This window comes from Arthrobacter sp. 49Tsu3.1M3, assembly GCF_900168135.1.
GTDB lineage: Bacteria > Actinomycetota > Actinomycetes > Actinomycetales > Micrococcaceae > Arthrobacter.
In genome coordinates this window covers 67290-86565 of record NZ_FUZD01000004.1, presented here as the reverse complement: position 1 = coordinate 86565, position 19276 = coordinate 67290, and the positions used below count along the sequence as shown (strand labels likewise).

Below are 19276 nucleotides of genomic sequence, written 5' to 3'. Positions count from 1 at the left end.
GAAAAGATCAGCCTCCGATGGCGCTCATGCTGCGGTCCGGCTGGACGAAGTCGGGCGCGTCGAGGCCCACGTGGTCCATGCCGTGGGCCTTGGGCTTGATCCACATGGCATCCTGCCAGCGTTCGGCGAGCTGTTCGTCGCTGGCGCCCTCGCGCAGCAGCCCCAGCAGATCCACTTCCTCGCGCGAGAACAGGCAGCTCATGATTTTGCCCTCCGCGGTGATGCGCGTCCGGCGGCAGTCCGAGCAGAACGGCTCCGTGACGGAGGCGATGATGCCCACAGTGCCGAGCACAGGGCCGGTGGCCCGGTCGGTGCCGGGAACCCGTGCCCGGACTTCGAACCGTTCCGCCGGGGCGCCGTCGCGGTCCCGCGGGTCGGAACTGAGCACGTAGTCGACCGAGAGCAGTTCCCGGATCTCCGCGGCTGTGATCATGTTCCGCCGGGTCCAGCCGTGGTCCGCGTCGAGCGGCATCTGTTCGATGAAGCGCAGTTCATAGCCGCGGTCCAGTGCCCAGGCCAGGAGGGCCGGGGACTCGGCGTCGTTAATCCCGCGCATGAGTACAGCGTTGAGCTTGACCGGGCCCAGGCCTGCGGCCCAGGCGGCGTCGACGCCGGCGAGGACCCGGTCCAGGAAGGGCCGGCGGGTCAGCTTGGCAAAGGTTTCTTCATGCAGGGAGTCCAGCGAGACGTTGATTCTGGTCAGTCCCGCGGCTTTGAGCCCGGCGGCCTTCTTGTCCAGGCCGACGGCGTTAGTGGTCATCGAGATTGGCAGGTCGGGGTGGGCCTGGCGGAGCGCGGCGATGATCTGCAGCAGGTCCGCCCGCACCAGGGGCTCGCCGCCGGTCAGCCGCAGTTCACGCACGCCGAGCGTGTCGACGCCGATCCGCACGATCCGGACGATTTCCTCCGCGGACATCACCGCCTGCTTGGACAGCCATTCCAGGCCCTCGGCCGGCATGCAATAGGTGCAACGCAGATTGCACTTGTCCGTCAGTGAGAGGCGCATGTCCGTGGCACGGCGGCCGTAGCGATCCACGAGCCCGGCAGGCAGGCCCTCCGGACGCCCGGGCAGCGCGGCTGCAGCAGGCGTTCCCGCTCCGGGACTGCCTGCCACGCGGGGCTGGGGCATACCCAGTTGAACTGTCATAGTGTCAGGCTACGCCACCTCGCGGCCCACGTCACAGCCGCATGACGGCACGGATATTACGGATTCGGGAACGATGTCCGGCCGGGATCCGGAGCCCTGCCCTGACCGTGGCCGCGAACCTATGCTGGAAGCGTGAACAAGACCCAGCCGGCCCCGGACGCAACGGAGTACCGGCGCATCCTCCTCGTCGAGGACGAACCGACCATCGCAGGAGTGGTCCGGGACTACCTCGTCCAGGCTGGATACCAGGTGGTCCTCGCCGCCGACGGGTTCACGGCCCTGCGCCTTGCGGCCGAACGCCGACCGGACCTCGTCCTGCTGGACCGGATGCTGCCGGGCCTGGACGGCGTGGAAGTCTGCCGCAGGCTCCGTGCCGCACACAGTGTCCCGGTCATCATGCTCACTGCCCTCGGAACGGAAGACGACCGGATCCTCGGCCTGGAAGCCGGCGCGGACGACTACGTCACCAAGCCGTTCTCACCCCGCGAACTGGTACTGCGGGTCCGGTCGGTCCTGCGCAGGAGCATTCCCGAATTCAGCCCGGAGCCCTCCGTCGAAGTGGGCGGTTTCGACCTCAACCCGGCCGCGCGCACCGTCTCCCGCCACGGCCGGCCCCTGGCACTGACGGCCCGGGAGTTCGACCTGCTGGCCTTCATGCTCCGCCGTCCCCGGCAGGTCTTCAGCCGCGAGGAACTCATGAAGGCCGTCTGGGGCTGGGACTACGGGGACCTGTCCACTGTCACGGTGCACGTGCGGAGGCTGCGGGAGAAGATCGAGGACGACCCCACCCGACCCTCTGTCCTGAAAACGGTCTGGGGCGTGGGGTACCGACTGGACCCCAGCGACGAGGAGGAGTCCGCCGATGCAGACCTCTGAACTCCTGACCATCATCGGCTGGGCCGTGGCCTGGGGAGCCGTGATCGGGGCCGCGTCGCTGCTGATCCTGAAATCCCTGCGCAGGGCCTCGTTCGCGGTCCAGATCTGTGTGGTGGTGCTCGCCGCCGTGGCGGTCCTGACGGCCGGAATGGTCAGCGCCTTCAATGCGATGTTCATCTCGGCCCGGGACCTCGAAGTGATGTGGTACGTCCTGGCCGTGGCCTCCGCCGTGGCTGTTTCGATCGCGCTCGTGCTCGGATCGAGGGTCTCGCGGAACGCCAAGGCGCTGGTCGAGGCTGCCCGGAGCATCGGCCGCGGCGAGAGCCCCGGGATCCAGTCCCCGGTGATGAGCCACGAACTTGCTGCCCTCGCCGCCGAGCTCGAATCCAGCAGTCGGATGCTGGAAGCCTCCCGGCAACGGGAGGCCGCCGTCGAAAACGCCCGCCGCGAACTGGTCAGCTGGATCTCCCACGACCTGCGGACGCCACTGGCGAGCATGCGCGCCATGACCGAGGCCCTGGAAGACGGGATGGCCGCGGATGTCCCCGGCTATTACCGCAAGCTCATCGCGCAGACCGACCTCATGGCCGGCATGGTCAACGACCTCCTGGAACTGTCGAAGATCCATGCCGGAACGATGCGGCTCAAGGCCGAGCCGTTGGACCTGTACGACCTCGCCAGCGACGCCATTGCCGACCTCGCCGCGCTGGCGGAGCAGCACGGCATTACGCTCGACGGCGGCGGCCAGCGGGAAAGCCTGGCCCTCGCCGACGGCCCCTCGATGGGGCGTGCCATCCGGAATGTCGTGCTCAACGCGATCGTCCACAGCAGACCCGGCTCGCGGGTCACCGTGGAAGTCGGCCGGGACGGTGACCGGGCCGTCGTAGCGGTCACCGACGGCTGCGGCGGGATCCCCGAAACGGACCTCCCGCATGTGTTCGAAACCGGCTGGCAGAAGGACCCGGCACGGCGGCAGGCCGGCCGTTGGGCCGCCCCGGAGGACGGACTGGACGGTATGGCCCCTGATGGCGCGGCCCCGGGCGGCGGCTTCCGGGTGCCCGGGCAGGATGAGCCGGCAGGCGTCATGCGCTACAGCGGCGCCGGCCTTGGCCTGAGCATTGTCGCCGGAATCGTCAGCGCCCATCAGGGCACCGTCACCGTGGAGAACGTCGACGGCGGATGCCGGTTCTCGCTGCTGCTCCCCGGCCAGGGAACAGCCGGCCAGGAGCCGGGCGGCAGCCACGGCACTTCTGCCGGGGAGCCTGCCGCCGGGGGAGCAGCAGCCCCGGGAGCACACAACAGGATTCCGCGCGACGCGGTAGAGGAAAAACTCCGGACGGGACGGGCACAGTGAGCAGCGGGGTCGGCTTTGACGGGCAGGGGAAGGAAACCGGCGGGACACTCTCCGGCAGGGAAGAGCAGCCTACGGAACCGGGAGTCCGGCAGCGGCAGTCCCGGGACCTGTGGGCCGCCGGGGCCGGACTGGTGGCCGTGGGGACGGCGGTGGTCCTCGGGGAACTCACGGCCAGCCTGGTGAGCCCCACGGTGTCTCCGGTGACGGCCGTCGCCGGGGCCGTGATCGACACCGTCCCGCCGGGCGTCAAGGAGTGGGCCATTTCCTTATTCGGCACGGCGGACAAGGTGGCACTGCTGGGCGGCATGGCCCTGGTCATCGCCGCACTCGCGGCACTGTCCGGAGTCCTTGAAGTGCGGCGCCGTTTCGCCGGCGTGATTCTCATCGCGGTATTCGGCGCGGTAGGGCTCGTGGCCGTGCTGAGCCGGGCCGACCTGACCGCCAACGCCATCCCCGTCCCGGTGCTGGTGGCACTGGTGGGGATCGCGCTGTTGCGGTGGCTCATCCGGAAACTGTTGGAGTGGCAACCCGATGCTGGACGCAGACCGGCGGTGGCGCCCGGTCCGCCGGAAACACCACCGGCTGAGCCGGCCCCGCAGGACGCCCCTGCCGTGGCCCCTGCAGATGCTATAGCCAACGAATCCGGTCCGGCGCGGCGCCGGTTCCTGCTGGCGCTGGGCGGGACAGCCGCGGTTGCCGCCGTCGCCGGTGTGCTCGCCTCCACCCTCAGGGGAGCGGCCGCCGTCGTCAGCGACGTGCGCAGCAAGCTGGTCCTCCCGGTGCCCGCAGCTCCCGCGCCGCCCATCCCGGCCGGCGCCGAGATCCGGCTGGACGGGCTGGGCCCGCTCGTGACGCCGAACAGGGACTTCTACCGGATCGACACCGCCCTGCGCGTCCCGCTGGTGGATCCTGCGGAATGGACGCTGAAAGTCACCGGCCTGGTGGAACGGGAGATCGAGCTCGACTTCGCCACCCTCCTGACCAAACCCCTGACCGAACGGCACGTGACCATCGCCTGCGTCTCCAACGAGGTCGGCGGGGACCTGATCGGCAACGCCCGCTGGCTCGGCTGGCCGGTGCGCGAACTGCTCGCCATGGCCGGCCCCCAGCCCGGGGCGGACATGGTGCTCTCCCGCAGCACGGACGGCTGGACGGCAGGGACCCCGCTGGAGGCCCTCACGGACAACCGCGACGCGCTGCTGGCCGTCGCCATGAACGGGGAACCGCTCCCGCTCGAACATGGATTCCCCGTCCGGATGATCGTGCCCGGGCTTTACGGCTACGTCTCCGCCACGAAGTGGGTCACCGAACTCAAAGTGACCCGGTACGCGGACGACGTCGCCTACTGGACGCCCCGCGGCTGGAGCGAGCGCGGGCCCATCAAGACATCGTCCCGCATTGACGTGCCGCGCGACGGGGCCAACGTGAAGGGCGGCACAGTTGTCTTCGGCGGCGTCGCGTGGGCCCAGCACACGGGCATCGGCAAGGTGGAGCTGCGGGTCAACCGCGGCGACTGGCACCAGGCCGAGCTGGCCACCGGCATCTCCAAGGACACCTGGTACCAGTGGAAGCTGGCCCTGCCGCTGGAACCGGGACAATACGAGGTCCAGGTCCGGGCCACAGCCCTCGACGGCGTGCCGCAGGCCGAGGAATCCGCCCCGGTCGCGCCGAACGGAGCCACGGGTTACCACACGGTTAGAGTTGACGTGAAGTCCTAGCGAGCCGAGCAGAGGTCAGGAAACGCATGCACCGCACCGAGACAAGGCATGTCAGCGTTCAAGCACACCGGGACAAGGTGCGGGCCCTGCTGGCCCCCCTGCGCACCGAAGGGCGGGTGGAACGGCTCCCGCTGCTCGAAGCCCTGGGCCGGGGGCTCGCCGCCGACATCCTGGCGCCGCTGGCCCTTCCCCCCTTCGCCAACTCGCAGATGGACGGCTTCGCGATCCGCAGCGCCGACGTGCCCGACGGCGGCAGGGAACTGCGCGTCGTCGCGCCCGTCCCGGCCGGTGCCGCACCGGCGGAACTGGCCGCCGGCACGGCCGCCCCGATCATGACCGGCGCGATGATGCCGGCCGGGGCAGACGCCGTCGTTCCCATCGAGCAGGCCGTGCCCGATTCCTTCCCGGTACCGGGGGAGCCCGCCACGGTCCAGCTGCCGGCGGCCGCCGCCGGAACGTTCGTGCGCGACGCCGGCAGCGACATCCGCTCCGGCGAGCTCGCCCTCGGCGCGGGGACCTTCCTCGGCCCCGGCCAGCTGGGACTGCTGGCGGCCATGGGCTACACGGAGGTGCCCGTCCGTCCCGCCCTCCGGGTCCTCCTGGTCACCACCGGCGACGAGGTGGTGGAACCGGGCAGCCCGCTGGGACCGGGCAAGATCTTCGACTCCAACGGCACACTGCTCGAGTCCTCTATGCGCCAGGCCGGACTCCAGGTCACACGGACGGGCATCTCCTCTGACCATCCGGATGAGCTCGCCGTGTTGCTGCGCCGGCACGCCCCCGCCGTGGACCTGATCGTCACCACCGGCGGCGTCAGCAAAGGTGCCTACGAGGTGGTCCGGCAGGCGATGGCCGGACACGACGTCGAATTCGGCGCCGTGGCGATGCAGCCGGGCGGCCCGCAGGGGATCGGCAGCTTCGACGGTGTCCCAGTGCTGGGGTTCCCGGGTAACCCGGTGAGCTGCCTCGTGTCGTTCGAAATGTTCCTGCGCCCGGTCCTCACGGAACTGTTCGGCGCCCCGGCGCCCCGGCCCGCCGTCCGCGCGCGCCTCGCCGAACCGCTGACATCCCCGGCCGGCAAGCACCAGGTGCGGCGCGGCACGCTGGCTCCGGACGGCACAGTCAGGCTGGAGGGCGGCGCCGGCTCCCACCTGGTTCATGCCCTGGCCCGTTCCAACGCCCTGGTCCACGTGCCAGAGGGAACGGCGGCGCTCGCAGCGGGCGACGAAGTGGAAGTATGGATCCTGTGAATGATGTAGAAAACCCTCAAGCGGATGCCGCGCCAGCGGACAACGGCGAAACGGACAAAAGCGCAGTGGGCAACACCCGCCTGACCCACCTCCGCCACGACGGCACGGCCCAGATGGTGGATGTGTCCAACAAGGCGCAGTCCACCCGGGAAGCCACGGCCACCGCGACAGTCCGCAGCACGGCCGAGGTCCTGTCCCTCCTCGGCGGCGGCGAGCTCCCGAAGGGCGACGCCCTGGCCGTGGCCCGCATCGCCGGGATCATGGCGGCCAAGAAGACGCCGGACCTGATCCCGCTGTGCCACCCGCTGCCGATCGCCAAGGTCACCGTCGACTTTGAGCTCGACACCGACGCCGTGACAATTTTCGCCACGGTCAAGACCCGCGGCGTCACCGGGGTCGAGATGGAAGCCCTGACTGCCGCGACGGTCGCGGCACTGAGCGTGTACGACATGATCAAGGCCGTGGACAAGCACGCGGTCCTGACCGATATCAAAGTGCTCGCCAAAAGCGGCGGCAAGAGCGGGGACTGGACCCTATGAACATGCCCGAACCCCACCGCCACGGCGAGGCCACAGGCCGCAAGGCCGGCGTCGTGATCGCCTCCACCCGGGCGGCCTCCGGTGTCTATGAGGACCTCACGGGTCCTGTGATCATCGATTGGCTCACCGAGCACGGCTTCGAGCCGTTCCCGGCCATGGTGGTGCCGGACGGGGCGCCGGTCGGGGCCGCGCTGAGGGCCCTGCTGAGCCAGCAGCCGGCCGTCATCATCACCAGCGGCGGCACCGGGCTGAGCCCCACCGACGCGACGCCGGAGCAGACGCTGCCCCTGCTGGACCGGGAAATCCCGGGGATCATGGAGGGCATTCGGAACGCCGGAACGGCCAAGACGCCGATGGCCATGCTCAGCCGGGGCCACGCGGGCGCGGCCGGCCGGACGTTCGTCGTGAACCTGCCCGGATCCCCGAAGGGTGTGATGGACGGCCTGGCCGTGCTGGATCCCATTCTTGGACACCTTTGCGACCAGCTGGAAGGCAGCCATGGGCACTAATACCGGATTTGAAATCGTGCACGCCGTGCTGAGCGCCGAACCCATTTCGGTGGAGCAGGCCATCGCGGCGGTCGAGTCGGACACGGCAGGAGCGGTGGTCAGCTTCAGCGGCGTCGTCCGCAACCACGACGGCGGCAAGCAGGTCTCCCGGCTCAGCTACAGCGCCCACCCCACGGCGCACCAGGTGATCGCCGACGTCGTCGCCGGGCTTGTGGCGGAGCACTCGGCCCCGGCCGGCGACGGCGCGCCCGGCGGATCTCCGGAGGACGCCGCCGCCGGCACCGGCGGTGCCGTCGCCGCCCAGGAAGAGCGGCAGCCGGTGCGGATCTGGGCGGCCCACAGGATCGGCATGCTGGAGATCGGCGATCCGGCCCTGGTGTGCGCCGTCTCGGCGGCCCACCGCGGCCAGGCCTTCGCCGTATGCGCAGAACTCGTCGACCGGATCAAGGCCCAAGTGCCGATCTGGAAGGAACAGTTTTTCGCCGACGGCACTGTGGAGTGGGTCGGCGCCGGCGAGTAGACCAGTGGTGACCGGCAGGAAGCCCGCTCCGGATCAGGAGGAAAGAACCCTGACAGACGCGCGGCGCCAATCCAGCCTGACAGGCCCGGGCTGGCGTGTGACCCATCGAGCCGGCGGCCATGGCCTTGCGGAACGTTGCTCAGGCTCCGTGGCGGTCAGGCTATCGCCCCTGGCGGCGGCCCTGTAACCAAGGGCCGCCGGTTCCGGAACGCACCGGCCCCGGCGGTAGGGTTGATGGCATGACCGAACAACTCTCCGTCGCCGTGCTGGGCGCCAGCGGGCGCATGGGCGCAGAGGCCGTGAAGGCCATTGACGCCGCCGCGGACCTGACGCTCGTCGCGGCGCTTGGCCGCAACGACTCCCTCGACTCCCTTGTCAGCTCCGGCGCGCAGGTCGTCGTGGACCTGACCGTCCCCGAAAGCACCGAGGCGAACGTTCGCTTTGCCATCGAGCACGGCATGCACGCCGTGGTCGGCACCACCGGCTGGGATGCCGGCCGGCTCGCGGGGCTGGAAGAACTCCTCGCCAACCGGCGCGGCGTCGGCGTCCTGATCGCCCCGAACTTCGCCCTCGGCTCCGTCCTGGCCTCCGCCTTCGCCGCCAAGGCGTCCAAGTACTTCGAGTCCGTTGAAATTATTGAGCTGCACCACCCGGATAAGGTCGATGCGCCCTCCGGCACGGCCGTGCGCACGGCACAGCTGATCTCGGCCGAGCGCTCCGAGGCTGGCGTGCCGTCCAGCCCGGACGCCACCACCTCGGAACTCGCCGGTGCCCGCGGCACCGACGTCGACGGCATCCGGGTCCACAGTGTCCGGCTGGCCGGTCTTGTCGCGCACCAGGAGGTCCTGCTGGGCGGGCCGGGGGAGCAGCTGACCATCCGCCACGACTCCTTCGACCGTGCGTCCTTCATGCCCGGGGTGCTGCTGGGGATCCGCAGCGTCGCCGCTCACCCCGGCCTCACCGTGGGACTCGACGGCTACCTGGACCTGGGACTCTGAGTCCGATGTCCGCTGCCTTGACAGCCCTGAAAGCGAACCGCACCAAGATCTGGGTGGGGGCCGTCACCCTGCTGCTCGTGTTTTACCTGGTGGTGTCCCTTCAACGTTCCGTGCTCCTGATGTCCGACCCCAGCCTCGTGGCGAAGGCGATCGGCGTCGCCTACCTGGTGCTGCCGGTCATCGGGGCCTGGGCACTGATTCGGGAACTGCTGTTTGGTGCGCGGACCGAGCGGTTGGCGAAGATCCTCGAAGCCGAGGGAGGCCTGCCGGAGGACACGCTGCCGCGCACGCCCGCCGGCCGGATCATCCGCGAAGCCGCCGACGCCGAATTTGAAAAGTACCGCGCCGAGGCCGAAGCGGCCCCCGAGGACTGGCGTTCCTGGTTCCGGCTCAGCTGCGCCTACGATGCTGCCGGAGACCGCAAGCGCGCCCGCGCCTCAATGCGCGACGCCGTGCGGATGTTCCGCTCCGGGGTGCAGAAGAACTAGCGTCCCCCGGCGGAAAGGCCGGTGGGCGGTGCCGGACCTGGCGGCGGAACTTAGCGCAGGCGTCGGGGCCGGCGGACTTGGGCCGGCTGGTGGCGGCCGGCCTGGCTGGCTGCATGGGTCGCCCACTCCAGCGGCCCGCGCCACGCCATGGCCGCGAAGACTCCGCCGGTCACCAGCATCCCGACAGCCTGAGCGAAATACACGCCCTCCACGCTCCAGCCCGGCATCAACGGCTGATCGTGCAGGGCGGCCATGATGCACAGGTGGGCAGTGTAGAGGCTCAACGTCATGGCCCCGGCTCCGCGCAGCGGCAGCAGCAGATCCAGTTCCAGCCAGTCGCCCAGGCGGCCCAGCAGCAGGCACAGGCCGATCACGGCGGCAGCGGCCCCCGAGGTGTGCAACAGGTCCAGCGTGGTGCCGGAGTGCGGTGCACTCGTGGCGAGCCACCACGCTGAGCCTGACTGGTCGATGCCGGCCAGGTTGACCTGCAGCAGGCTCTCCAGCGGGTAGGCGGGATCGCCGATGTGCGCCTGAAGGGCCTGCCTGCCACCCCAGTCCTCCAACATGAGCGTCCCCAGCCACTTGGACATGACGGCCACCACCGTGCCGGCAGCAACGAGCAGGAACGGCACAGCGCCTTTCCACAGCGCCATCCGGCCGATCACCAGCCCGACGAGGAGATAAGCGATCCACTGGAGGACAGGGTAGTAGCCCGTGAGGAAGAGGTCGCCCAGCAGCCTGTCCGGGGTGGCCAGATCCTCCCAGCTGGGGTTGTGTCCCAGCCGCAGGGGTGGATCGGCGGACAGCAGCCAGGGCCGCAGGAGGTAGGCCAGGGCGGGGGCTGCCAGAATCCAGAGGACCGCGAAGGCGGCCAGGCGTCTCACCCCGAGCCCGATAAAGGGCAGCACGCACAGGAACAGCAGGGCGTAGTGGACCAGGATTACGGCGATGTTGACTTCCAGCCCGCCCAGGGAGAACCCGACGGCGCCGATCACGAGCGCCCGCAGGGCGATGCCTCTGCGGGCCGCCCTCAGTTCGGCGCCCTCGAGCGGCTGCTGCTTCCCCGTGGACAAGGCAAGGCCGACTCCGGCCAGCACGGCGAACAGCGCTGCTGCCCGTCCGGAAAACGCCAGGCCGATCCAGGTGGGTGTGAGCTGCGGGTCCGGCTCAAAGGTCGCCAGCACGTGGGTGGCCATCATGGCCAGCAGGGCCAGGCCGCGCGCGGCGTCAATACCGGCCAGCCGGACGCCGGAGGAAGGGCCCCGGACGGTCCGGGCAGCAGTAGTCATTCCGCGCGCCGTCATCATCTGATCGTCTCACGATCGGCCCGGTGATCGTCTCAACTTCGGCCTGCCCACAGCGCCGATCCTTCTCCGTTCGAGTCTTGTATTCGAATATATGTTCGAATACGATGGGCGCATGAACGACGCCCCAGAGCCAGCCTTCCTGAAGCCCGAATTCACCGGCCGGGAATCCAGAAGCCGACAATTTCCGGGCCCGGATCCGTCGGGCCAGGGACGGACCAGCGCGACGCCTGGCGGACGGACGAACGGTGGCGAGCCGGCGGCCGGCGTCCTCAAGGCCATGAGCCCGGGCGTCGTGGACTTCCTCTTCCGGCGACTGGTCGCAGGGGAGCCGGCCGAGGACGTCCAGTGGGGGAAGGAGGGAGCGGCGCTGGCTGCGGTGCCGCCGGGAGCTGAGCTGGCCCGCCGGCTGGCCGAGACGGACCTCGACGCCCTCACTCCAACCGAATTGTTCGACTATGTGCGGGCGGCCCAGCGCCTAGCAGCCTGGGCAGAGGCCCTCCGCGAAACCGCCGTTGGGCGTTACTGCTCCGCGCCCTCGGCTCCCTCCGGCGAAAGGCGGGGTGCATAGGATGGCAGGGTGACCACTGGCTCAATCACCGCGCTGACGCTTTCCGCCGTCCAATACCAGGCCCTGGATGGTGGCGTTGCCGCCAATGTGCCCGAGCACATCCGGCTGATCGAAGACGCCGAGTCGCATGGAGCCCGGCTTGTCATCTTTCCCGAACTCTCGCTGACGGGATACCGGCTGGACCTGCTGGAGGGCCCCGGGGAGTGGCTGAGCGCGGCTGACCGGCGGCTGGACGGCATCCGGGAAATCTGCCGGCGCACCGGCATAACCGCCGTGGTCGGGGCCGCGTTCAAAGACACGGACGGCACGCCGCGGCTTGCCGCCCTCGCAGTGCACCCCACAGGCTCCATCGAGACCAGCTTCAAAACGCACCTGCACGGACCCGAGCAGGATCTCTTCGTGGCCGGCAGCAATCCCGCGGTCCTGGAGATCGACGGCTGGAAGGTCGCCCTGGCGATCTGCTTCGACGCAGCCCGCCCTGGCCACGCGGAATGGGCCGCGGACGCCGGGGCGGACATCTATGCCGTCTCGGCCCTCTACACGGCCGGCGAAGACCACCGGCTGGCACTGCATCTCGGCGCCCGGGCCATGGACAACCGGATGTTCTCCGTCCTGGCGAACCTGGCGGGCGCCACGCCGCTCGGCCCGTCGTGTGGCCTGAGCGGATTCTGGGGTCCTGACGGGCTCCCGCTGCGGCAGGCGGCCGGCGCCGGTACCGAGGTGCTGACCGCCAGTCTTCAACACAGCGTGCTGGCGCGGTTTCGGCGGCCCTGAGTCCGGCCGGGCCGCCGAAACGTGACGCACGGCCGCCGAGTTTGACGTTCGTCACACCGCCGCCATTGTCCTAACATGCCGCAGACAAGGTAACGTTTTTCATATGGCTGACTCTGATATTCGCTCTTACACGTTCGGGACCCTCGTGACTGCCATGGTCACGCCTTTCACATCGGACGGTGAGGTCGACTACCGGCAGTCGGCGGAACTGGCGAGCAAGCTCGTCGACGACGGCAATGACGCCCTCGTGATCTCCGGCACCACGGGGGAGACCTCCACGCTCGAGGACGACGAAAAAGAGAAGCTCTTCCGCGTCATCGTCGAGGCCGTGGGCGACCGCGCCAAGGTCATCGCCGGAACCGGGACCAACCACACCTCGCACTCGATCGAGATGGCCAAGCGCGCCGCCAAGGCCGGAGCACACGGCCAGCTGATCGTCACGCCGTATTACAACAAGCCCAGCCAGGCGGGCATCCAGGCGCACGTCGAGGCCGTGGCCGACGCCGCCGACCTCCCCGTCATGGTCTACGACATCCCCGGCCGCGCCGGCGTGCCCATCCTGCCCGAGACCATGATCCGGCTCGCCGACCACCCCAGGATCGTCGCCCTCAAGGACGCCAAGGCCGACTTCAGCGCCGTCACGCGCGTTCTGGCGAACACCGATCTTGATGTCTACTCCGGCGACGACGGCCTCACTCTGCCGTGGATGGCCGCCGGCGCCGTCGGGCTGGTCAGCGTCTCCGCGCACGTCGCGACACGTCAATTCCGTGTGCTGATCGATGCCGCACTTGCAGGCGATTTTGCTACCGCCCGCACCCTACATTTCGAACTGGACCCCGTGGTCCGCGCAGTGATGACCCACATTCAGGGTGCTGTCGCTGCCAAGCAGGTTCTTAAGTGGCAGGGAGTCCTGCCCAACTCGGTTGTCCGTTTGCCCCTCGTGGAGCCGGGCGAGGCCGAGATCGCAACCATCCGCGAGGATTTGGCGGAAGCGGGGATGGTCTTTTCCTGATCGGGAGCCAATCCTGATGGTTAAGAACCAGCCCGGCTTCAGCCTGGAAAGTAGTGCACTATGACCCAAACCGCCCTTCCCGGCCTTGTCACGCCGCCGCGCCTCCCGAAGAACACCCTGCGGATCGTGCCGCTCGGCGGACTCGGGGAAATCGGTCGGAACATGACCGTTTTCGAGATCGATGGCAAGCTCCTCATCGTTGACTGCGGCGTGCTCTTCCCCGAAGAGACCCAGCCCGGTGTCGACCTTATCCTGCCGGACTTCTCCTACATCGAGAACCGTCTCCAGGACATCGTCGCCGTGGTCCTGACCCACGGTCACGAAGACCACATCGGCGCCGTCCCCTACCTCCTGCGCCTGCGCGCCGACATCCCCATCGTCGGGTCACAGCTGACCCTGGCCCTCATCGAGGCCAAGCTGCAGGAACACCGGATCAAGCCGAACACGAAGATCGTCGTCGAGGGTCAGGTCGAGAAGTACGGGCCCTTCGAATGTGAGTTCGTCGCCGTCAACCACTCCATCCCGGACGCCCTGGCCGTGTTCCTCCGCACCGCGGGCGGCACCGTCCTGCACACCGGTGACTTCAAGATGGACCAGCTGCCGCTGGATGGCCGCATCACCGACCTCCGGCACTTCGCCAAGCTGGGCGAAGAAGGCGTGGACCTGTTCATGTCGGATTCGACCAATGCCGACGTCCCGGGCTTCACCACCGCCGAGAAGGAAATCGGGCCGACCTTGGACCGGTTGTTCGGACAGGCCTCCAAGCGCATCATCGTCGCGTCCTTCTCCTCGCACGTGCACCGCGTCCAGCAGGTTCTCGACGCCGCCGCCAACCACAACCGCAAGGTTGCCTTCGTGGGCCGCTCCATGGTCCGGAACATGGCCATCGCCGCGAAACTGGGCTACCTCGAGGTCCCGGCCGGGATCCTGGTCGACATCAAGAACATCGACAACCTGCCGGACAACCGGGTTGTGCTGATGTCCACCGGCTCCCAGGGTGAGCCCATGGCCGCCCTGTCCCGCATGGCCAACGGCGACCACCGCGTCGTCGTCGGCGAGGGCGACACCGTCATCCTCGCCTCGAGCCTGATCCCCGGCAACGAAAACGCCGTCTTCCGCATCATCAACGGCCTGCTGAAGCTCGGTGCCGACGTCATCCACAAGGGCAACGCCAAGGTGCACGTCTCCGGCCACGCCGCCGCCGGCGAGCTGCTGTACTGCTACAACATCCTTGAGCCGCTCAACGCCATGCCGGTGCACGGCGAAACCCGCCACCTCATCGCCAACGGCAAGATCGCCCTCGAATCCGGCGTGCCGGAGGAAAGCATCCTGCTCGCGGACAACGGCACAGTGATCGATCTTCGCGACCACCAGGCCGACATCGTGGGCCAGGTCGAGGTTGGCTTCGTCTACGTCGACGGCTCCAGCGTCGGCGAAGTCACCGAAGCAGACCTCAAGGACCGCCAGACTCTCGGCGATGAGGGCTTCATCTCCATCATCACGGTCATCCACCGTGCCACCGGCAAGGTGGTGTCCGGGCCGGAGATCCACGCCCGCGGCGTGGCCGAGGACGATTCCGTCTTCGACGAGATCATCCCCAAGATCAATGAGGCCCTCGAGGAAGCCGTGCTGAACCGCACGGACCACACGACGCACCAGCTGCAGCAGGTCGTCCGCCGGGTCGTTGGCACGTGGGTCAACCGCAAGCTGCGCCGCAAGCCCATGATCATCCCGGTGGTCCTTGAGGCGTAAGCCTCAGGTGGTCCTTGAGGCGTAAGCCTCAGGTGGTTCACCGGGCGTAAGCCTCAGGTGGTTCACGGGGTGTAGCTCCTTCACCCTGCCGGGCACATGCCTGGTCAACGGCCTTCCCGGCCAACCCGCAGCCTGCGCGCCGCGGGAGGCGGGGGAGGCCGTTCCCGTTGGCGGTGGCGGCAACATGATCCCGGACGCCCGGAAATTCGGGGTTTTCGGCCCGGCATCCGGTACCGTGGCGGGTATGGCGACTCGTACTTCTTCCGCGCCTAGAGGAAACTCAAGCGGCAAATCAGGCAGTTCTCCCGGCCGGGGGTCCCGTCCCGCCGCATCCAAATCCGCCCGGCCGCGGGGAGCCGCAGGCGGAACCACGGGCACCGCGCGGACCCGGCAGTTGGCCGTTGTTGAGCCGCACCAGCCCTGGGTGGTGAGGGTGCTGGCCGGTGCCTGGCTGGGCGTCGCCCACGTGATCGGTGCCGGCATCCGGCGGGTCGGCCACGACGTCAGCGACCTCGCCCCCGAGGAACGCCGCGACGGCGCCGCCCTGTTCAACCTGGCCCTGGGAGTCTTCGTTGCCACCTTCGCGTGGTGGGGGTTCCAGGGCTGGCTTCCTGACCTCGTGTTTGCGATCGTCAACGGCACGTTCGGCTGGATGGCCCTGCTGCTGCCGCTCATGCTGTTTGTGTGCGCCTTCCGCCTGTTCCGCCAGCCAGACGACGGCCGCGGCAACAACCGGGTCGGCATCGGTTTCCTCATCATGACGTTCGCCGGTTCCGGGCTGGCCCACATCATTGGCGGCCAGCCGACCGTCGCCGACGGCTTCGATGGCCTGCGCCGCGCCGGCGGCATGCTCGGCTACCTCGCCGCCGCCCCGCTGGCCGCCGTGCACACCGCCGTCCCCGTCGCGGTCTACGGCCTGCTGGCCTTCACCTCGCTGCTGATCGTCACCGCGACGCCCTTCGGCGCCATTCCCGGCCGCCTGCGCGACGCCTACGAGCACCTGATGGGCATCGACCTGCAGGACGACGACGACGGCGACCGCCACGACCGCAGCTACCTGTACGAGAACGACGCACCGGCCCCCAAGAAGAAGCGCAAGCGCCTCTTCGGCAAGGACCACGACGACGAGTCCGGTCTGGAAGGCTACGTCGGCGACGAGGCCTTCGAACGCGCCCTCATCGCAGATGAGGAGGCGGCCGACGCACCTCCCGCCAAGGGTGCGAAGGGCAGGACGCGCTCTGGCGCCGCAGCCGACGCCGCGCCCGACGTCGCGCCCGGCGTCCGCCGTCCCACCCAGGCCGAAATCGCCGTCGAAAAGATCAAAGCCGCCCAGGGGCTCGGCACGGCAGGATCCGCCGGCGCAGCGGAGTCCAGCGGCGACGCCACCGAGGCCATCCCGCTGGTCACGCCGGGGATGGTGGCCGCGGGATCGCTCAATGCCGCCGCTGCGGCCGCCAAGGTCCCCTCCAACCCGGTCGCGCCCGCACCGCTGCCCACCCCGATTCCGCAACGCACCGAGCAGCTTTCCCTGGCCGGCGACGTCACCTACACCCTGCCGGCGTCGGACGTGCTGACGCCCGGCTCCATCCCCAAGGAACGCACCGAGGCCAACGACGCGATTGTCGCCTCGCTCACCGAGACCCTCAACCAGTTCAACGTGGAGGCGCAGGTCACCGGCTTCAGCCGCGGCCCCACCGTGACCCGCTACGAAATCGAACTGTCCCCGGGCACCAAGGTGGAACGGGTCACCGCCCTGTCCAAGAACATCTCCTATGCCGTGGCCAGCTCGGATGTGCGCATCCTGAGCCCCATCCCGGGCAAGTCGGCCATCGGCATCGAAATCCCCAACACGGACCGCGAAACCGTGTCCCTGGGTGACGTGCTCCGCAGCCAGAACGCCCGCCGCACCGACCACCCCATGGTGATGGGCGTCGGCAAGGACGTCGAGGGCGGGTATGTCGTGGCCAACCTGGCCAAGATGCCGCACCTGCTCGTGGCCGGCGCCACCGGTGCCGGCAAGTCCTCGTTCGTGAACTCGATGATCACCTCCATCCTGATGCGGGCCACCCCGGACGAGGTCCGGATGGTCATGGTGGATCCCAAGCGCGTGGAACTCACGGCCTACGAGGGGGTCCCGCACCTCATCACCCCAATCATCACCAATCCGAAGAAGGCGGCCGAGGCCCTGCAGTGGGTGGTCCGGGAAATGGATGCCCGCTACGACGACCTCGCCAATTACGGCTTCAAGCACATCGATGACTTCAACAAGGCTGTCCGGGCCGGCAAGGTCCACCCGCCCGAGGGTTCCAAGCGCGTCATCAAGCCCTACCCGTACCTGCTGGTCATCGTGGATGAACTCGCCGACCTCATGATGGTGGCTCCGCGCGACGTCGAAGACTCGATCGTCCGCATCACGCAGCTGGCCCGTGCGGCCGGCATCCACCTGGTTCTGGCCACCCAGCGCCCTTCGGTCGACGTCGTGACCGGCCTGATCAAGGCGAACGTGCCCTCCCGCATGGCCTTCGCCACCTCCTCCGTCACCGACTCCCGGGTGGTCCTGGACCAGCCGGGTGCCGAAAAACTCATCGGCCAGGGCGATGCCCTGTTCCTGCCGATGGGCGCCTCCAAGGCCATGCGTGTCCAGGGTGCATGGGTCACCGAGTCCGAGATCCACAAGGTCGTCGAGCACGTCAAGGGCCAGCTCAAGGCCGTCTACCGCGACGACGTCGCGCCCGAGGCGCAGAAGAAGCAGATCGATGACGACATCGGGGACGATCTTGAGGTCCTGCTCCAGGCAACCGAGCTCGTGGTCACCACCCAGTTCGGCTCCACCTCGATGCTCCAGCGCAAGCTCCGCGTCGGCTTCGCGAAGGCCGGCCGCCTGATGGACCTGCTTGAGTCCAGGGGAGTGGTGGGGCCCTCCGAAGGTTCCAAGGCGCGCGACGTGCTGGTCAAACCCGATGACCTCGCCGCCGTGCTGGCCGCGATGAAGGGCCAGGACGGCCCGGTGTCCACCGACTCGCAGACCGCGGCGCTGAGCGATAACGCCAACGCGAACATCGCCCAGGGCGGTTACGCCGAGGACCTCGTGGCGGCCGACCTGGAGAACCGCACCCAGGCGATCGACTACCACGACGGCGCCGACGGCGGTTCCGGCGACGAGGACGGCTCAGAGGACGCCTGGTCGCTCACCGGCCGGTAGCGCAGACGGTAGCCTAGGAAGGTGAATAGCGCCGAAGCCAACGCCGGATCCGCCTCGCGGATCTGGAACCTGCCGAATGTCCTCACGATGCTGCGGATAGTGCTGGTGCCGTTCTTCGTCTGGTTCCTGCTCCTCGACGCGCCGGGGCTGCAGGCCCAGAACGGCGTCTGGCGCTGGGCGGCCGCCTTCGTCTTCGCGGTCGCCATCTACACGGACAAGCTCGACGGCGACATCGCCCGGTCCCGCGGCCTCGTCACCGACTTTGGCAAGATTGCCGACCCGATCGCCGACAAGCTCCTGATCGGCTCCGCGCTGGTCATGCTCTCGTTGCTCCAGGAACTGCCCTGGTGGGTCACCATCCTGATCCTGGTCCGGGAGTGGGGCATCACCGCGCTGCGCTTCTTCGTCATCCGCTACGGCGTCATCCCGGCCTCGCGCGGCGGCAAGCTCAAGACGGTGGTGCAGACGGCGGCCATCTTCCTCTACGTCCTTCCGCTGGCATCCCTCGCCCCGTGGCTGGGCGTGGTGGCGTTCATCGTGATGATGGCCGCCCTGGCCATCACCCTGTGGACCGGCGGCGAATACGTCATTGAGGCGCTCAAGCTGCGGGCCGCCGGCATCAAGGCAGAGAAACAACGTTCAAGGGAGAACAAGCCATGAACCAGCCGGACCCCGCTCCTCACCCCAACCTGCACCCCAACCTGCACCGTCTGGCGGAGCAGGCCGTCACCGGCGCCCTCGGCCGCGGCCTGACCGCCGCCACCGCCGAATCGCTCACCGCCGGGATGGTCACCGCCGTACTGGCCGACACGCCCGGCGCCTCCGGGATGCTGAAGGGCGGCGTGGTGTCCTACGCCAACAAGGTCAAGGCCGACGTCCTCGGCGTCCCCGGTGAGCTGCTCGACGCCGTCGGCTCCGTGGATGGCCAGGTAGCCGCAGCCATGGCCGACGGGGCGCGCCGCATCTGCGGTGCCGATATCGGCGTGTCCACCACCGGCGTGGCCGGTCCCGAACCGCACGACGGCAAAGCGGTGGGCACGGTCTTTGTCGGCATCGCCACGGCGGAAGGATCGACGTCGTACCCCTATTCCTTTGACGGCAGCCGCGCCGAGATCCGCGCACTCGCCTGCGGCGCCGCGCTGGAGCGTCTGCTGGAGGCCCTATCTTCCGAAGGCTACCGGGCGTAAAGTTGCCGGGAACAAAAGTTGAGTCCGAATAGTTGTTACATTGTGTCGCTTCCAAATGAGGGAGGCGCCTAGGAT

Annotated in this window: 18 protein-coding genes; 16 read left to right on the top strand and 2 right to left on the bottom strand. The window is 68.8% G+C overall.

Annotated features, from left to right (window positions below; all coding sequences use genetic code 11):
* Positions 1–7: 7 nt before the first annotated feature.
* Positions 8–1147, bottom strand: a complete 1140-nt coding sequence (gene moaA / locus B5X90_RS07005) for a GTP 3',8-cyclase MoaA (RefSeq protein WP_179129076.1) — start codon at positions 1145–1147, stop codon at positions 8–10.
* Positions 1148–1279: 132 nt separating this feature from the next.
* Between moaA and B5X90_RS07000 the strand changes: the two genes are divergently transcribed.
* From B5X90_RS07000 to B5X90_RS06960, 9 genes are all read left to right on the top strand, one after another.
* Positions 1280–2023 (top strand): response regulator transcription factor, encoded by a 744-nt coding sequence (locus tag B5X90_RS07000; protein WP_079551342.1) that lies wholly within the window; start codon positions 1280–1282, stop codon positions 2021–2023.
* Positions 2010–3377, top strand: a complete 1368-nt coding sequence (locus B5X90_RS06995; protein ID WP_079551340.1) for a sensor histidine kinase — start codon at positions 2010–2012, stop codon at positions 3375–3377. Before B5X90_RS07000 ends, B5X90_RS06995 begins: the two co-directional genes overlap by 14 nt.
* Before the next feature lie 149 nt (positions 3378–3526).
* Entirely contained in the window at positions 3527–5095 is a 1569-nt protein-coding gene (locus B5X90_RS06990) for a molybdopterin-dependent oxidoreductase (RefSeq protein WP_256860115.1), read from the top strand.
* A 26-nt stretch (positions 5096–5121) separates the two neighbouring features.
* Complete coding sequence (glp, locus tag B5X90_RS06985) at positions 5122–6345, top strand: molybdopterin molybdotransferase MoeA (RefSeq protein WP_079551338.1); 1224 nt, start codon at positions 5122–5124, stop codon at positions 6343–6345.
* A complete protein-coding gene (moaC, locus tag B5X90_RS06980) occupies positions 6333–6884 on the top strand; it encodes a cyclic pyranopterin monophosphate synthase MoaC (RefSeq protein ID WP_372702875.1) in 552 nt (183 codons plus the stop codon). The genes glp and moaC overlap by 13 nt, the downstream gene beginning before the upstream one ends.
* On the top strand, positions 6881–7393 hold the full coding sequence (locus B5X90_RS06975) for a MogA/MoaB family molybdenum cofactor biosynthesis protein (RefSeq protein ID WP_018774473.1): 513 nt from the start codon (positions 6881–6883) through the stop codon (positions 7391–7393). Before moaC ends, B5X90_RS06975 begins: the two co-directional genes overlap by 4 nt.
* Complete coding sequence (locus B5X90_RS06970; RefSeq protein WP_079551336.1) at positions 7383–7913, top strand: molybdenum cofactor biosynthesis protein MoaE; 531 nt, start codon at positions 7383–7385, stop codon at positions 7911–7913. The genes B5X90_RS06975 and B5X90_RS06970 overlap by 11 nt, the downstream gene beginning before the upstream one ends.
* Positions 7914–8152: 239 nt before the next feature.
* Positions 8153–8911: a 4-hydroxy-tetrahydrodipicolinate reductase gene (gene dapB / locus B5X90_RS06965; protein ID WP_079551333.1), complete on the top strand. Its 759-nt coding sequence runs from the start codon at positions 8153–8155 to the stop codon at positions 8909–8911.
* Between the two features lie 5 nt (positions 8912–8916).
* Positions 8917–9399 carry a hypothetical protein gene (locus B5X90_RS06960; protein ID WP_079551331.1) on the top strand — a complete coding sequence of 161 codons (483 nt, stop codon included), beginning with the start codon at positions 8917–8919 and terminating at the stop codon, positions 9397–9399.
* A 50-nt stretch (positions 9400–9449) separates the two neighbouring features.
* On the opposite strand, the gene B5X90_RS06955 is transcribed toward B5X90_RS06960, so the two are convergent.
* Entirely contained in the window at positions 9450–10703 is a 1254-nt protein-coding gene (locus B5X90_RS06955; protein ID WP_079551711.1) for a heparan-alpha-glucosaminide N-acetyltransferase domain-containing protein, read from the bottom strand.
* 115 nt (positions 10704–10818) lie between these two features.
* On the opposite strand from B5X90_RS06955, the gene B5X90_RS21580 reads away from it, so the two are divergent.
* The 7 genes from B5X90_RS21580 to B5X90_RS06920 all read left to right on the top strand — a co-directional run bounded on the left by B5X90_RS21580 (position 10819) and on the right by B5X90_RS06920 (position 19201).
* Positions 10819–11274: a hypothetical protein gene (locus B5X90_RS21580; protein WP_256860100.1), complete on the top strand. Its 456-nt coding sequence runs from the start codon at positions 10819–10821 to the stop codon at positions 11272–11274.
* Between the two features lie 9 nt (positions 11275–11283).
* The gene (locus tag B5X90_RS06945) at positions 11284–12048 is read left to right on the top strand and encodes a carbon-nitrogen hydrolase family protein (protein ID WP_079551329.1); all 765 of its coding nucleotides are present in this window, start codon (positions 11284–11286) and stop codon (positions 12046–12048) included.
* 103 nt (positions 12049–12151) lie between these two features.
* Entirely contained in the window at positions 12152–13060 is a 909-nt protein-coding gene (gene dapA / locus B5X90_RS06940; protein WP_079551327.1) for a 4-hydroxy-tetrahydrodipicolinate synthase, read from the top strand.
* Positions 13061–13120: 60 nt separating this feature from the next.
* Positions 13121–14812 (top strand): ribonuclease J, encoded by a 1692-nt coding sequence (locus B5X90_RS06935; protein WP_079551325.1) that lies wholly within the window; start codon positions 13121–13123, stop codon positions 14810–14812.
* 244 nt (positions 14813–15056) lie between these two features.
* Positions 15057–18014, top strand: a complete 2958-nt coding sequence (locus B5X90_RS06930; protein ID WP_079551710.1) for an FtsK/SpoIIIE family DNA translocase — start codon at positions 15057–15059, stop codon at positions 18012–18014.
* Between the two features lie 21 nt (positions 18015–18035).
* Complete coding sequence (gene pgsA, locus B5X90_RS06925; protein ID WP_079551323.1) at positions 18036–18674, top strand: CDP-diacylglycerol--glycerol-3-phosphate 3-phosphatidyltransferase; 639 nt, start codon at positions 18036–18038, stop codon at positions 18672–18674.
* On the top strand, positions 18671–19201 hold the full coding sequence (locus B5X90_RS06920; RefSeq protein ID WP_079551321.1) for a CinA family protein: 531 nt from the start codon (positions 18671–18673) through the stop codon (positions 19199–19201). The genes pgsA and B5X90_RS06920 overlap by 4 nt, the downstream gene beginning before the upstream one ends.
* The last annotated feature ends 75 nt before the right edge of the window (positions 19202–19276 follow it).

What these genes read in the sequence shown, in the direction of transcription:
- moaC (WP_372702875.1), top strand. Translation starts at nt 6,333, where the DNA reads ATGGATCCTGTGAATGATGTAGAAAACCCTCAAGCGGATGCCGCGCCA.
- B5X90_RS06955 (WP_079551711.1), bottom strand. Translation starts at nt 10,703, where the DNA reads ATGACGGCGCGCGGAATGACTACTGCTGCCCGGACCGTCCGGGGCCCT.
- B5X90_RS06995 (WP_079551340.1), top strand. Translation starts at nt 2,010, where the DNA reads ATGCAGACCTCTGAACTCCTGACCATCATCGGCTGGGCCGTGGCCTGG.
- B5X90_RS06920 (WP_079551321.1), top strand. Translation starts at nt 18,671, where the DNA reads ATGAACCAGCCGGACCCCGCTCCTCACCCCAACCTGCACCCCAACCTG.
- dapB (WP_079551333.1), top strand. Translation starts at nt 8,153, where the DNA reads ATGACCGAACAACTCTCCGTCGCCGTGCTGGGCGCCAGCGGGCGCATG.
- B5X90_RS06970 (WP_079551336.1), top strand. Translation starts at nt 7,383, where the DNA reads ATGGGCACTAATACCGGATTTGAAATCGTGCACGCCGTGCTGAGCGCC.
- B5X90_RS06930 (WP_079551710.1), top strand. Translation starts at nt 15,057, where the DNA reads ATGGCGACTCGTACTTCTTCCGCGCCTAGAGGAAACTCAAGCGGCAAA.
- B5X90_RS06935 (WP_079551325.1), top strand. Translation starts at nt 13,121, where the DNA reads ATGACCCAAACCGCCCTTCCCGGCCTTGTCACGCCGCCGCGCCTCCCG.
- dapA (WP_079551327.1), top strand. Translation starts at nt 12,152, where the DNA reads ATGGCTGACTCTGATATTCGCTCTTACACGTTCGGGACCCTCGTGACT.
- moaA (WP_179129076.1), bottom strand. Translation starts at nt 1,147, where the DNA reads ATGACAGTTCAACTGGGTATGCCCCAGCCCCGCGTGGCAGGCAGTCCC.
- B5X90_RS06960 (WP_079551331.1), top strand. Translation starts at nt 8,917, where the DNA reads ATGTCCGCTGCCTTGACAGCCCTGAAAGCGAACCGCACCAAGATCTGG.
- B5X90_RS06975 (WP_018774473.1), top strand. Translation starts at nt 6,881, where the DNA reads ATGAACATGCCCGAACCCCACCGCCACGGCGAGGCCACAGGCCGCAAG.
- B5X90_RS21580 (WP_256860100.1), top strand. Translation starts at nt 10,819, where the DNA reads ATGAACGACGCCCCAGAGCCAGCCTTCCTGAAGCCCGAATTCACCGGC.
- glp (WP_079551338.1), top strand. Translation starts at nt 5,122, where the DNA reads ATGCACCGCACCGAGACAAGGCATGTCAGCGTTCAAGCACACCGGGAC.